The organism is Micromonospora sp. NPDC047753 (genome assembly GCF_040642735.1).
Lineage (GTDB): Bacteria > Actinomycetota > Actinomycetes > Mycobacteriales > Micromonosporaceae > Micromonospora.
The window spans coordinates 22,389-38,036 of the sequence record NZ_JBEYSL010000007.1 but is presented as its reverse complement, the minus strand read 5'-3'; the positions used below and the strand labels follow the sequence as shown (position 1 = coordinate 38,036).

Genomic DNA, 15,648 nt, shown 5'->3' with positions numbered 1-15,648 from the left:
CATCGGGGCGAGCCTGCGACGGATGCCCCGGTCGTAGATGCGCATGTTCTCGTCCGGGCCGAACTTCGCGTACACCTGGTTGCGTTGTTCGGTGGCGGGATGGCTCGGGCCGGCAGCCTCAGGGTCAAAGTCGAAGCGTACCCAAGAGTGGAGCACCATCGACGTAGGTTCCGCATCGACATGGAGATCGATTATATCGAGAATCGGATCGGTTTTCACCATTATGGGGTCTAGTCGGTAGGGGCATGGCACGTAGGCCAACCGATGACCGACGATCTTGCCGCCCTCGACATCGTAGGTGATCTGTAAGAGTGAACCATCGAACAGCAAAGCAGAGTAAGCGCCCGCCTCGACCCAGTGCTTGTAGTCGTCGAGAGAAGGATCCCCCCTATTTATGAGGAAAGGAGTGGCGGGGTTGAGGGCATGCCAGGTAACACGCGTGTCGGTGATGGAGACAACGTTTGAGAAGACGGCTATCTCGGCTCCGAGCAGATAATCAAGGAGGTTGTTGACCTCATCTCGTACCGCTCTAGTCGTCGTCACCGGGCATTTCCTGCAGATTCGCTGCCAATAGGCGCGTCCGCAGCGCTGGTGGAAGATCGTAAAGATCGATCACCCCCCGCTCGTATGCCTCCATGAAAGCCCGCAAGCCCTCCGTTGCTTTCTTGCGTGACGCCAGCTCCTGCACGGTGCTGTCCTGATCAGTGCGGCGCATCGCCGCCAACTGCGGAGGCGTCGGGATCTCAAAGTCGAGTTTGTAGCCGTTTTGTCGAACCGTATCTACCTCTGTGCTGAGTTCTTCCATGTCCTCGCCCCACCCTGCAATGCGCACCCATGCACGACTTCGGGTGATTGCGGTGAAGAGAGTGTTTCTACGAGTAACAGCGTTCACATCACCGGTGGCATACTGAGAATCGACCACGTAGACCATCGGTGCCTCGTTCCCCTTTGCGCGGAAGATGTGCGCGATAGCAACGGAGTCTTTGACAAATACTTCGTCAACGCTAGAGTTGACGCCCACCAAGTGGGAATTGATTCCTTGCTCCTTTAGTGCCCGCATGAGGCGCGGTGCTCTCGTCTTCGCCCTGTAGACGTCGGGAAGAACGATCAGAATATCGTCGTGTTCCAGTTCGTCCGCTGACAGGTTCTCGGCAATTTGCCTCGCGACCCATGTGTCCTGAGACACTTGATCATCGAAACTACGAAGAACAACCGCATCTTCCTCATTCAGCAGCTCCGAAAAGTAGCTAGGATAGCTGCTTTGCGATCGTTCCAAGGTGACGTGAGAGCCTAGGCGCAGGTGGCCGTGGATCACGTTGTACCCGATCTCAGCCCATAGTCCCGGGTCGCCGGGGTGTTGGACCAGGTCGCCGTCACGATAGACCCCGATGCCAAGGGCATGGGCAGTCGCAAGCGCCCAAGGCGTATTGCGGTAACAAACGGGCAGGACGATGTCCCGGCGGGGCTCGTTCTCCCGGTTATCTAGGCTCACTAGACTCTGCCCTGATGGCCCTACACCGAACAGTTCATCGGTGCCCGGCATTGCTGCCTCGGATAGTTTCTGCAGCTCATCAAAGCCCCACACGATCCGCTTCGGCTCTTTTGTGAGAAGGTAAACGAGTTGAAAGAACTCAGGCGGCAAATCCTGAGCTTCATCAATTAGTACCGCATCAAAGATTGGCTCGGGGTCGGACTCCCTTGCAACAGCCAGTAGCTCTTTGCAAATTCCGCGGAAGGCATTGTCCATGCCGTACACGTTGCGTGCATAGTTCCAGTCCCGAGCGGTGGTATTCAAAGCGGCAGCGATCTCGCTGTAGATACCCGGCCGCGACCGGGAGCCCCAGGAGTGAAGGATTTGGAGCCTATCTTCGTCCGGCTGGTCATTGTTATACTCGAAGGTGAATCGCGTAACCAAATCTTGGAACTGCTGATATAGTGCCCGGGAATGGAATGTGACCGCAATTCGCCATTCCGGGTGCTGAGTGTGTAAGTAGGCTGCCTTTAGTGCAAGGACAACAGTCTTTCCGGAGCCCGCAAGGCCCCGGATCCTTTGTGGTCCTTCCGGCGTCTCGATTGCAGCGGCCTTCTGCCAGCGGTCGAGGTTCGCGATGCCGCGCTCAATAACCTTGAGCGTCGCACCCCTAGAGGTAGCCTTCTTGACAGACGTTCTCTTCTTGGCCGGCTTAATAGTGCTTACCCGCTGAAGCGCTCCTTGGAGGGAGCGCTCTTCGTCACGACTGATGCCTTGGAGTTCACCGACCCAGTCGGACACGTTTTCGATGGCAACGTACTTGCCTTCGGAGCCGGGCGGCGGTGCACCTACCGGACCAGAGAAGATCGTAGCCGTCTCGATCCTTACTGCGAGCTGACGCCCTCTGCGCAAGCTATCGTGACGACGGAGGTTTGCCTCAAGCGTGGCATAGAGGCGATCCTGCGCATCGACGAACTGCTTCCAATCCGTCGAGTTACGAGGCACTGATTCGGCCAACAGAAATGCTACTAGCCCGCACTGCTCACTGATCAGGAGGGCGTCAATCTCGACGCGGTCATCGGCTGTAGTGAGAACCGGATACCCAAGGTATACAGTCCCCTCCGTGATGCTCCTTTTCAGGGCTTCCGCAAGGCTCGACGCAACGCCTCTATCGCGGCTCTCGCCATACACCACCTCAAGGGCCATCGAACTTCGCGTCTCCTTCGATACAGCTGCGGGTTTGCGCCAGCAGCCATGGACCGAGTTGCTGGCGGCATCAGCACTGTAGCTCTGCCGTCGGACAACGGCCTGTTCCGACCGGCCCGACCGGCGGGTCATCTGCCTGTCTCCTACGCCCAGCGGGGCGAAGTCTTCACGAGCCCGTCTGCCATCGACCCATCCAGGTGGAGGGGCCGCCGCCCGGCCCGCCGTATCAAGCGGAACTCTGACGCACGTTGGGCCGCTGGCGGGTCGGGCGCTGGTCTGGTCGGCTTGTGCGAGGTCGATGGCAGGCGGGATGGCCTACCGGATCCACCCACGGACCGTACCCGTCGATCAGCCGCGGCACTCGGAGCCGGAGCGGCCCTCGCCGGAGGTACAGTTGCCGCAATTCCACGACCGTCGTCAGCTGGTCGACGCGGTCGTCTCGGGCCGCCCTAAGCTCGCGTGGGCTCGTGGCTGCGCGACCCGGCCTGCGGCGGCCCATCCCCAGCGGTCAACGACTGGATCAGCTGGGCCCCACGGCCTGGACATCCGCGCCCGGCGTCGCGCCGACAAGGCCCGTGTATGTGCCCGCTATGGGATTCGCCTGGCTGCGCTCGTCAGGCCCGCTGCTTCTCCCTGGAGTCCAGCATCCCGCAGAGCTGACGCCTCAGTAGACACCATAGTGACCCTTATGCAGGCTCTGTTTACCGTTCGGAATCCTGTGCTGTCCCACAGCAGCGGCCGCTTGCAGGACGGCTTTCAGTTCGTGCGAGTTAGCCGGCCTGTCTCGTCGCCTCGGGCGTCGAGAAGCACCAGAACTTTACCGTCAAGACCGGCTCGTCTGGCCGTCGTGACCCATTGCCCGACCGGCACGCTACCGGTGCAGAACGCTAGCGTGATCGGCCTCGCGGTGGCGAGCAGGGTGCCGCCAGCAGCGGCGATCCACCGGCCGCTCTCGTCGTTGCAGCCATCGGACCCGCGCCACTCACCGTCTGCCGCGAACTCCAGGTACGCCGCCTTGTGCCCGCGTGCGGGTACCCAACGGCCAACCGCCTGGCGCTGGTCTGCGGAGACTAGCGTCGCCGGTAGTGCGACAGCCGGTGCCAGGGCTCGTCGAGCCTCGTCCGTAATCACCGGCGGTTCCAGCACGGAGTCGGCCATGTCGGGCTCGGGGGTCGGTGTCGCCCCGGGGATCAGCCGGGCGACAACATGGTTCTGCCCGTTGAGGAGTGCGGGTAGTCCGGCACCGTCAAACTGGTAGGCCGTCACGCGTCGTAGCCACTCCGGTGTCTCCTGGCTAGCCTTCTCGCAGCCAGGGATGCCTTCGGCGGCGGCCGTGAAAGCCGTCGAGATGTCGGCGAGAAAGGCGCCTTCGCTGTTGGCCTGCCAGGCCCCGCCCAGGGTGCCGCAGTGGCTGCCCACCAGGTGCAGAATTCCGTGTGCGAGGTGCAGGATCTTGCCCGCGCCGGGGTCGGCAACGTCGACGAGCGTCCAGGAGCCGATCAGCGATTCAGGCGCCAACGGCGTCACCCGTCCTGTCGTGCCCGCGATCGGCCTCGGGTCCGCGGGCTCCGGGTAGCCCTGTCGATCGCATCCGGCGAGCAGTACTCCTGTCACGACCAGGGTTGCGAGGCGGCCTTGATATGCCATTCGGCTCCCTATCCAGCGGTCTTCCGGCTCCTCCGGGCACCATCGGGGGCTGGAGACCGGGCGGCATAAGGCAAGCAGATGCGCCTGCTCATTCAACGGTTAGTAGGGGTGTTGGATGTGCCCGCGAGTCTGCCGGATTGCCACTCCCGAAGGTGACGCGAGGACGCTCTTGCCCCGGGAGTAGGGCCTCCGCGCGTCCGGGCGTTTTGTTGAGGTGGAGCCGCTCGCTACGGGTGGCTGGTGGCTCGTGGCGACGGAAACCTGGGACGAGTACGGTTCGGAGCAAGTGAGCCGCCTCTTCGAGCTTTTCGCGCCGGTGCTGCCGGTGGGCCGGCCGGAGATGACGCAGGGGCGGTTTCCGACGGTCGCAAATCCAGCGGGTTGGTCACCCTGCCGAACGTGGTGGCCGAACGGCTACCCAGGGAACATCACCGGCTGATTCCACGTAGTCGAAGGCGTGGTTGGCGAGAACCTCCGCGATCGTTCAGAGCGCCGCTGCGATCCGCACTGTAGAGGACGAGCTGGGCCATACATTGCGTGCGGTCCGGCTGCCCGAAGATTCCGGTGCTTGTGTATTGGCCAAGGAATGGTTGCTGCAGGTTCGTTAAGTGCGCATGCCGTCAGGCGGGCACGGCACGCTAGCAGGGCTAGCGGGGCCGATCAGCCCTGGCGGGGTTTCCGTGTGGATTCCCCGTTTATCGCCCAAAGCCCCCGCCCGATCACCGACGAAGGTGATGAGCGCCTGGCCGTGTCTCTGCCGGCGGCGCCTGGTTACTTTCGGTCAACTTGATGTCGGACTGACATGCTGCTGTCCGTTTCATCCTGGCAACTTGTAACGGCTCTTTACAGCTGATCATCAAGCTTCCTACAGTTCGGCCGTTCATCGGGCGTGATCAACGGGGGCCTTGCGGTGGTTGCTGCACATGTGCGTGTCAGGGCGGGGTCTGACGGGCGGGTAGGGCGACGTGCCCGACAGTTCGCGGGGCCTGGGCTTAGCCGACTAATGGCAAGTCTGGGTGTGCCAGCAGCGTTGGTGATTGCCACTGCCGGGGTTGTGCTGCCGGTAGCCGCCGCTGCCGCGGCGTGTGCGGGCGAGGCGCGGACGGAGACGGCTGCCGCGGTGATGGCCGCCGCTTGTGACCAGGTGGTGGTGGTCGATGCATCCCGGTCTGAGTACGCGAGGGTGGTCGCGCAGCCGGACGGGCATATGACGTTCGAGTCGTCCGTGGTGCCGCAATGGACCCGCAAGGCCGGCGAGTGGACCGACATCAACCTCGAGCTGTTCCGTGATACCGACGGTCTGTTGCGGCCACGTGCCTCCGCTGCCGATGTCACCTTCAGCAACGGCGGGTCCGGCCCGCTCGTGATCGTGAAGAACGCGGCAAAGACGATGACGATGACGTGGCCGGGGGGAAGCCTGCCGGAGCCGGCAGTCGACGGCGACTCAGCTACCTTCCCGAACGTCCTGCCAGACGTCGACCTGGTGCTGAGGGCCACACGCGTCGGCTTCACTCACGTCCTTGTCGTCAAATCCGCCGCGGCGGCGTCCAATCCCGCAGTACGTCAGATCCGCCTCGACCTGGGCGGCGACGCGCAGGTTCGTCACAGCCCGAGTGGAGCCTTGAAGGCGACCGCCGGGGCGGTGGTGGTCGCCTCGGCGGAGCCCGCGGCAATGTGGGACTCGCGGCCCTCGGCGTTAGCGGCCAACGCGATCAGTCGGAGCCAGTCGGCCGGTGACGAGCCGTCGTCCGACGTGTCCGCTGGCGACGCCGCGCAAGTGGCCCCGGTGGCTGCGCAGATCACGGGCAGCGGCGACCTCCTGCTGACTCCGGATCCCGCATTACTGGACTCCCCGGCGGCCCATTTCCCGATCTACATCGATCCCCAGTGGCGCTGGTCAGATCTACGCAACAAGTGGGCATACTCCACCAACGACGGGTCGTCGAACAGCGACCACGACGTGGCCCGGGTGGGGTTGAACCCGGACACCGGCGCCATCTACCGGTCGTACTTCGAGTTCCCGACCGTGGCTGACAACGGGGTGTCACTGAAGGGGAAATTCATCGCCGACGCGCGCGTCGAGATGAAGGTGGACCACACCCACTCGTGTGACGACACCCCGAACTGGATGTACCTGTCGCCGGCGATCGACAAGACGATGCGGGCGACCTGGTCGAAGATGGGTTTGTCGACGATGCTCACCGCCGCAGGCAGCCACGCCAACGAGGCGGGTGGATGCGGCGCGATCCAGCCGGACATGACGGTGCAGTTCGAGAGTTCGGCGGTGACCACCCAGCTCCGAGCGGTGGCAGGCAACAGTTGGTCAACGATGACGCTCGGGTTCAGTGCCGCCGGGGATAAGAACGGCAGCGGCGAGTCGACACAGAGCCGCTGGAAGAAGTACTTCCCGGGGAACGCCAAGCTGTTCGTGGACTACGACAGCAAGCCTGGCGCCCCAGCGGGCTTGCAGGTCGCGGGCGTGGCATGCAACAGCGGTGTGCTGATGGTCGGCACATTCACGCCGACGTTGCGGGCGACGTTCCCGGACGCCGACTCGTGGGACTCCCTCACGGCCCACTTCGAGTGGATCGAGGTGCCCTCCGGTGGCATGGCCACGGTGACCGACACCTCTCCGACACGCAAAGCGGGGCCCGGCGACAAGACGGGTATCACCCCGAACACGGTGGCGACCAGCGTCGCGTTGTCCGGGTTGGTGAAGGACAAGACCTACGCGTACCGGGTGAAGAACACCGACACCTACTTCCAGTCGGCGTGGTCGCCGTGGTGCCGGTTTGCGGTCGATAACACGAGACCTCCAGTGACAGTGAGCATGGTGACGGCACCTTCTGGCCCTGGGCGGGCGGGCAGGTTCCGGATCGAGTCGTCGGACACGACGGTGGCGACGTTCACCTACGGGTGGGGCACCGCGGGGGAGTTCTCCAAGCCGGCGCAGGGCACCAGTCCGAAATACGTCGAGGTGGACGCGACCGCCCCGAGGTATGGCCGGAACGTGTTCAAGGCCAAGGCCATCGACGGGACCCTGAACGAGAGCAACGAGTTCGGGTTCTCGTTCACGGTGGGCCACCCGTCGCCCGCCATCGCCCAGTGGGGCTTGGAAACCTATCCAGGCATCGACCAGGCGGCAGCGCTGGCGGACAAATCCGGGGTGGGCGCGAGCACGCCGCTGACTGCCACCAGCGTCGGGTGGACAGATGACGTGCGGATGGTCGACGGGAAGACCGCCACGTTCAACGGTTCCAGCAGCCAGGCCGCATCATCGGGGCCTGTGGTGGACACCACCAAGTCGTTCACCGTGGCGGCGTGGGTCCGACCGTCATTGATCGATACTTCCAATGACCGCAACGTGTTGGGCCAAGACCCTGCGATGACCACCGACAGCACCATGGCAGGCGGGTTCTACCTGGGCGTCCGCCGCGACTCCCAGGGACCCCACTGGTCATTCCATATGCGGAACTCGGTGGACAAGAACAGCAGCGGCACGACGATCTACGCCCCCCCGACGCTGGGCAGCGCGGACATCGGAAAGTGGGTGCACATCGCCGGCGTCTACGACGCTGCGGCAAAGACGATGCGCCTCTACGTCAATGGCGAGGATGCTGGCGAGACGCCACGTGCGGCCACGCCGTGGGCCGCCACGGGCCGCTTCACGGTCGGGCGCACATTCTGGGGTGCCGCAGGCAACTGGTGGCCCGGCAATATCGCCGACGTTCAGGTGTTCGACCGAACGATCGTCCCGCACGACTTCACCGGAATCCTCAAGGAAGACCCCAACTCAGGCGGGTTCGATGAGCCGGGCATGCTGACGCCGATCCAAGTTGGCGGCTGGGGATTCGAGAGCGATCCTGAAGGCGCGTGCTGGGACCCGACGATCGTGAACTCGTGTGAGGCCAAGGACACCACGACGGCGTGGGATCGGTGGCTGGCCTTGTCCAAGGGCGTCGAGATCGGTACCGGGCGAGGTGGGGACGGAAGCGCCGGCCTGCACTTCGACAGTGGGTTGGATGACGACGCTGACCCGAACACACCACCTGCACCGACAACCGAATTCGGGCGCTCGGCCTACAAGCTCAATCCGATAGGTGAGGTGGCGCAGTGGCAGCCAACCCCGGTGCTGCGCACCGACCAATCATTCACCGTGTCCGTGTGGGTACGGCTCGAGCAAACCGACGACTACCAAACGGTGATGATCCAGAACGGGACCGCCGTCAGCGGCTTCTACCTGTACTACGGCAATGACAACGGTGGCGTGTGGAAGCTCAAAATGCTCGACACCGCGGCAACGCCCGACGACGGCACCGGAGCCACGTTCGCGACGGCGCCAGCACCGAACGTCGGTGACACCTGGCAGCACCTGGTGGGTGTCCTGGACGCCGACCGTCGGCAACTCAAGTTGTATGTCAACGGCGAACACAAGGCCACGACCACGCTCCGGACATCCTGGCGACCCTGGCAGGCGAACGGTCCGTTGGTGGTGGGTAGGAACGGCAACTGGCACCCGCTGCAGGGCACAGTCGACGACCTCGGCCTCTATCAAGGCGCGATGACAGACGCCCAAGTCCTGGCCCTACACGAAGCCCAGGAAGCCAGCTGATCTCTCTTCAGGTGCTGTGGTGGTAATAAGCCCCCACCGCAGCGCCCGCAAGCCTCGATCTTCGACGCCCACGGTCCGCGCCGTCCTGATGCACAAATCCTTTGCTCGAGTGGCTCTTGGTTCCTGGGAAGGGAACACATGTTGACGGGGTCTTCTCTTCGCCGGCTGCACCGGCGGATTCTCGGTACGCCAACGCGCCGCCTCTCAGTGGCGGGATCTCTAGCCGCCACGGCGGTCGCGTCGCTCCTGGTGGGTGTGCCCGCCGCCCAAGCCCAACCCGACCGACGGCCGCATCCGGCACCGGCCGAGAAATTGGACAACCACGGCGGACCGGTGGCGGGTAAGGGGTGGGAGCAGCAGCGGGTGCAATACGCGCCTGCGCCCGCACCGGCGTGGCCAACCGCCGGTACCGCCCATGTGGAGCTTGGTGCGGCTGGTGCCCGCGCGGCTGGTAGCCATGGAGCGAAGGCGGGTGATTTGCCCGTCTGGGTGGACCGCGCTGCGGGTAGGGCCGGTGAGCGGCTCGCCGGTGTCGATGTGCAGGTGATGGACCGAGCGGCAGTGCCGCAGTCGTGGCGTGACGGGCTTGTCATGAAGGTAAGCACCCCGCGCGACGAAGCAGCAGGCACGGCAAGGGTCTCGGTGGACTACAGCAAATTCCGGTACGCCGCCGGCGGCGAGTGGGCGTCGCGGCTGAAATTGTGGCAGGTCCCCGAATGCGCGCTGTCCACCCCGGACGACCCACGGTGTCGGTCGGTGCCGCTCGAGACCGCCAATGACCTTAGCGCCGGTATTGCGACGGCGGATGTCGCAGTGGCCCCCGCGCACCCACCGTCGGCATCCACGACCGGCGAACCACCGACGGCCGGCGCCGCGAGCGGGCAGCAGGCGGCATCGTTCCTGGTGTTGGCCGCAGGCGCCTCGGGCAAGGACGGTGACTTCACCGCCACCAGTCTGACTGCCTCATCTTCGTGGTCCTCCGGCGGCTCATCGGGTGACTTCTCATGGTCGTATCCGGTACGCACCGCGCCGGCTACCGGCCCCGCGCCGTCAGTGACTCTTGCCTACTCGTCGTCGGCTGTGGATGGCCGCTCGGAGGTGACCAACAATCAGCCCTCGTGGATCGGTGAGGGCTTCGACTACTCGCCCGGCTTCATCGAACGCCGCTACGTGCCATGTGTAGAAGACATGAAGAACGGTGCTAACAACAGTCAGCGCACCGGTGACCAGTGTTGGCGGTCCGACAACGCCACCCTGAACCTGAACGGCAGCGGAAGCGAACTCGTATTCCAGGCGGGTAAGGGCTGGCACTCCCGCTCCGAGGACGGCGCGAAGATCGAGAAGCTGACAGGCGCCACCAACGGCGACAGCGGCGACTCGACTTACGGTGACGTGGGTGAGTACTGGAAGGTGACCACCACCGACGGTACGCAGTACTTCTTCGGCATGCACGCTCTACCGGGACAATCGGCCAAGACGAACTCGACGCTGACCATGCCAGTGTTCGGCAACCACTCAAGCGAGCCCTGCCACCAGAGCACCTTCACCAACTCCGACTGCGTCCAGGCGTGGCGGTGGAACCTCGACTACGTCGTCGACGTACGGGGCAACACCATGTCGCTGTGGTACGGCAAGGAAACCAACAAGTACGCCCGCAACATCACCGACTCCGACGACGTGTCATACGACCGGGCCGGCTACCTCACCCGCATCGACTACGGCACCTACGACCGAACCGCGGCGACGCACGGCGTCACCCAGCGCAACACCACCCCCTATGCCCAGGTGGTTTTCGACACCGACATGCGCTGCTTCTCCAACTGCGGCACCGAGGCGAGCCCAGTCAAGGACTCCTGGAAAGACACCCCCTGGGACCAGGAATGCAAGGCGTCCGCCACGTCGTGTCCGCAGCAGTACTCACCGTCCTTCTGGACTACCAAGCGCCTGAAGACGATCACCACGAAGGTCTACGACACCACCAAGAAAACCCCCGACTGGCAGAACGTAGAGTCATGGACCCTGAGCCACACATTCACCGCCACCGCGGACTCCACGCACACCGGCTTGTGGCTCGACAAGATCGACCACACCGGGCACGTCAACGGGACCGTCAACCTACCCCCGGTCACGTTCGGCGCGACGACGCTTGCGAACCGGGTGTTGACCGAGCACGGCACGTCGGACAACTGGCTGCGGATCTCCGACATCAAGACCGAAACCGGCGCGATCATCCACGTCGACTACAGCGACACCGAGTGCACCGCGGCCAACACGGAATCCCTCGCGGCGCACACGAACACGAAGCGCTGCTACCCGGTGCTGGTGCCGGACCCGGACGACCCTAGCGGTGAGCGGCTGGTCACACAGTGGTGGCACAAGTACCGGGTCGAGCACATCGCAGCAAACGATGTGCAGCTCAAAGACAGTCGGCAAGCTGACGCCACTCACACCTGGTACGAGTACCCGGGGGCGCCCGCGTGGCACTACGCCGACGACGACGGGCTGTCCAAGCCGGACCGCAAAACCTGGTCGCAATGGCGAGGCTACGCTCAGGTCAACACCCGGGTCGGCTCCGATCCGGCCACCCAGAGCCTGACCGTCACCAAGTTCCTACGGGGTATGCACGGCGACAAGGCCAGTCCGTCCGGTGGAACACGCACGGTCACGGTCCCCGCCTCCGTAGGCTCGGAAACCGTCTATGACGAAGACCAGTTCGCCGGCCAGGTTCGCGAACAGGTTCTCTACAACGGGGTCACGACCAAGCCGGTGTCGAAGGCAGTAACAGTGCCCTGGCGGTCCCCGCCGACAGCCAGCCGGACGATCAACGGCGACACCGTTGAGACGCGGTTCGTGGGCACGCAGGCGACCTACTCATCCACCGCCCTCGGCCTAGACGGCTCGAGGGGTTGGCGTACCTCGGGGCAGTCGACGAGCTTCGACGACACCTACGGCACGCAAAAGTGGTCGCAGAATGATGGTGACATCGCGAAGACCGGCGACGAGAAATGCGTCACCTACAGCTATAACCGCAACCTGAGTAAAAACCTGACGAGGGCGGTTAAGCAAACCACCACCACGGCGCTGGCCTGCGGCAAGAGCCCGGCCAGCATCGATGACGTGATCTCCGACGTCAGGCTGTCCTACGACGGCGCGAGCAGCGCCGACACCACACTAACGTTCGGTGCCGTCACCAAGACCGAACAGCTCACGGACTGGGCGCCAGGCACCGGCACGGTGTGGCAGGTGGTCTCGCAGGCCACCTACGATCCCACCGGTAGGGCGCTGACCGCCACCGACATTAAGGGCAACGTCACCACCACCGGATACACCCCCGCGGTCGGGGGCCCAGTCACCAAGGTGAGCACGACAGGCCCTAGCCCGTTCAACTGGACTTCGTCCGTGGAGACCAACCCATACTGGGGATCCACAACCAAGACCACCGACCCCAACGACAAGGCGACGGCTCAGGTGCAGTACGACGCCTTGGGTCGCACCGAGAAGGTGTGGAAGCTGGGCTGGTCGAACGAAAGTAACCCGAACAAACCGTTTGCCCAGTACACCTACACCTTCGCGCCCAACCGGGACACCTACCCGTACGTGACCAGCCAGGTACTGAACGCCGACGCCAACTACGTCACCTCCTACCAGATCCTCGACGGCCTACTCCGGCCCCGCCAGACGCAAAGCCTGTCGATGAGCGGTAGTGGCTCCCGGGTCGTCACCGACATCCTCTACGACGAGTTCGGTCGAGCCGCCACGAGCTACGCAGCCCACGCCGAACCAGGCGCCGCGTCAGGGGCCCTCTGGTGGGAGCCGGAATGGTCCGTGCCGGCCCTAACCAAAACCCTGTTCGACCGTGCATCCAGAGCCACTACCAGCATCTTCCTGGCAGGCGACGGCGACATCAACCTGTTCGAGAAATGGCGCACCGTCACCGCCGACGAGGGTGACCTGACCAGAGTCACCCCGCCGGCCGGTGGCACCCCCACCACCACGATTACCGACATCGAGGGCCGCACCATCGCCCTCCGGCAACACAACACCCCCACCGGGGTGACGGGCGGCTACCTAGAAAGCCGGTACGAGTTCAACCGCAAGGGCCAGGCCGTCAAGAACATCGACCCCAACGCCAACCAATGGGTGTATGAGTTCGACGCAAGAGGCCGCCCGTGGCGGACGACCGACCCGGACAAAGGTGTCACGACCAACACCTACAACGACGCCAACGAGCTTGTCAAGGCAGTGGATGCCCGCGGTGAGGCGCTGTGGTACGTCTACGACGCCCTTGGTCGCAAGAAAGAACTTCGCGACGATTCCGCCACTGGCGCGCTGCGCGCGGAGTGGAAGTACGACACCCTGTACACCGGCCAGCCCGGATACAAGGGCCAGTTGACTCAGGCGATCCGGTACGAGCCGGCCGGGTCGGCGAACGCCTACAAGTGGCAGGTCCGCAGCTTCGACGCCCGCTATCAGCCCAAGGGCTTCCACTACGTGATTCCCTCGATCGAGGCGGGCCTGGACTCCACCTACGTCTACGGCTACGAATACGCCGACGCCACCGGCGCACCAGTATCGATCGCCTACCCCGCCGGTGGTGGTCTAGTCGACGAGAAGATCACCACCGACTTCGACGCCACCACGGGCATGCCGACGAGTATCAACACCAGCCTGACAGGATCGGTGGGCACCATGGCCACCGCCACGTACACCACCTACGGTGAGCGCGCCGGGTCGGTCTACAAGATGCCCAACGGCGTCTATACACAGGACACCATCTATCGGGATGAGGCGACCCGCAGGGTCGCACGCATCACCGTTGAACGGGAGAACGTCGAAGGCACAGTCTCCGACCGCAACTACGATCACGACGACGCTGGCAACATCACCTCGATTGCGGACACCCCGCAGGTCGGCGTTACGGACATCCAGTGCTTCCGTCAGGACGAACTCGGACGACTCAAGACCGCCTGGACGCCGAAGGCGGGAGTGAGCTGCAATACCGACCCGAGCGTGGCGAACCTCGCCGGCCCGGCACCGTACTGGCAGGACTGGACGTTTACCAACACCGGCTCCCGGGCGACTGAGACCAGCCACAATGCCACGGGGGAAACTACCCGAAATTACGCCACGCCCATCGGCGGCCAGGGCGTCGTACGCCCGCACGCCGTCACAGCCATGACGACCCAGACGTCGGGCCAGATGGACGTGATCAACAAGTACGCCTACGACAACACCGGCAACACCACCTGCCGCCCCGCCAGCAACATTGCCAACGACTGCGCTAACGGCACCAACAGCCAGACCGTCAGCTGGAACGCCGAGGACAAACTCTCCACCGCTAGCGCCGGTGGCAAAACGATCGAAACTAACATCTACGACGCCAACGGCACTCGGCTCATTCGCCGCGATAGCACCGGGGTCACCCTTTATCTCCCCGCCCAGGAAATTCGCCTTCAAGGCGCCGTCAAGACCGGCACCCGCTATTACGACTTTGCCGGCACGACCGTCGCCAGCCGCACGGAAAGCTCCGCGATTAGCAACCTGACCTGGCTCTACAGCGACCACCAAGGCACTCAACAAGTCGCCATCAACGCCAGCAGCCAGGCCGTCACGACCCGCCGGCAGAACCCCTACGGCGCACCCCGCGGAACGAATCCCACTTGGCCAAACAGCAAGGGATTTGTCGGCGGCGACAACGACCCGACCAGCCTCGTCAACATTGGCGCCCGGAAGTATGACCAAACACTGGGCCGGTTTATCTCGGTCGACCCAGTCATGGACCTCGGCGACCCGCAGCAATGGAACCCGTATACGTACTCAAACAACTCGCCGGTGACGAAGAGCGACCCAACCGGCATGCTTTGGATCAACGACGGAGGCGGGATCTATGTTCCGCCGCCCTCTAGTTCACCCTCCCCCACGCCATCGCTTGCGCCCGCGCCAGGTAAAGGAAGTTCCGGAAAGGGGGGGCATTCTTCATCGACGGCGACCCCATCGCCCTCCCCGCAAGGTGAGCCCATCCCTCTTTCATGCGTACCGAGGGAGTTGTGCCAAGACCCGCTGGTCGAGGTGGCCGTCGGATTTGTGCCCTTCTCGGACGCGCCAGACTGCCTAGAGGGTGACGAGATCGCCTGCGGCTTTACCGCATTGGATGCGGTTCCGGGCGGCAAGATCGCTAACGGGGTTGGTAGCGTCGCTGCCGCGCTTGTCGCTGCGCGAAGAGTTGCGAAATACGCCGATGACTTCGAGGCTGGTCGGGGTTTATGGAACCTGCCGTTCAGGGAACGGGGGTATGGACTTGAGAAGCGGATTCTCGACGATATGGGATTGAAAGGCTTGCCTGCTATTAACAATCCATCCATCGATGCATTCGACGTCGCCTCGGGGACCGCAATCAGCGTCAAGACGAAGGCTTTGCATACCAGCTATCGCAACGGAAAGTCCCTCCAAGGGGAACTCCGAAGAGACGTTCGAACCCTTGAGAGATATAACGGAAGAACGTTCGGTGACATGGTTATCAATAAGGCAGATATCAAGCACCGGCAGTTGGTCATCGGCATCCCATCGGGTACGGTCTCGTCGCAACAGTACTCTGCCATGGTGGACGCCTATCATTACGGCATTGGGCGAGGAGTGAATGTGTCGTACGTGATCGTTAAGTGAATCACCGCTTCGAAGATGGCCCAAGTTACGCATAAGAATTTGATTCGGG

5 protein-coding genes are annotated in these 15,648 nt (G+C 63.6%); 2 read left to right on the top strand and 3 right to left on the bottom strand.

All coding sequences use genetic code 11. The features are described 5' to 3' along the window. From ABZ749_RS01530 to ABZ749_RS01520, 3 genes are all read right to left on the bottom strand, one after another. The coding region (locus ABZ749_RS01530) for a DUF2290 domain-containing protein (RefSeq protein WP_357221664.1) at positions 1-543 on the bottom strand (543 nt) is incomplete at its 3' end. Continuing rightward, positions 530-2,677 (bottom strand): ATP-binding domain-containing protein, encoded by a 2,148-nt coding sequence (locus ABZ749_RS01525; protein ID WP_357221661.1) that lies wholly within the window; start codon positions 2,675-2,677, stop codon positions 530-532. The genes ABZ749_RS01525 and ABZ749_RS01530, both read right to left, overlap by 14 nt. Positions 2,678-3,433: 756 nt before the next feature. After that, the gene (locus tag ABZ749_RS01520) at positions 3,434-4,204 is read right to left on the bottom strand and encodes an META domain-containing protein (RefSeq protein WP_357221658.1); all 771 of its coding nucleotides are present in this window, start codon (positions 4,202-4,204) and stop codon (positions 3,434-3,436) included. 1,153 nt (positions 4,205-5,357) lie between these two features. Between ABZ749_RS01520 and ABZ749_RS01515 the strand changes: the two genes are divergently transcribed. Both ABZ749_RS01515 and ABZ749_RS01510 read left to right on the top strand, forming a co-directional pair. Continuing rightward, positions 5,358-8,936 (top strand): LamG domain-containing protein, encoded by a 3,579-nt coding sequence (locus ABZ749_RS01515; protein ID WP_357221655.1) that lies wholly within the window; start codon positions 5,358-5,360, stop codon positions 8,934-8,936. A gap of 207 nt (positions 8,937-9,143) precedes the next feature. Further along, positions 9,144-15,599, top strand: coding sequence for an RHS repeat-associated core domain-containing protein (locus ABZ749_RS01510; RefSeq protein ID WP_357221673.1), 6,456 nt, complete (start codon positions 9,144-9,146; stop codon positions 15,597-15,599). Positions 15,600-15,648: the final 49 nt, after the last annotated feature.

Coding starts and splice junctions, on each gene's coding strand:
- ABZ749_RS01525 (WP_357221661.1), bottom strand. CDS start 2,677: ATGGCCCTTGAGGTGGTGTATGGCGAGAGCCGCGATAGAGGCGTTGCG.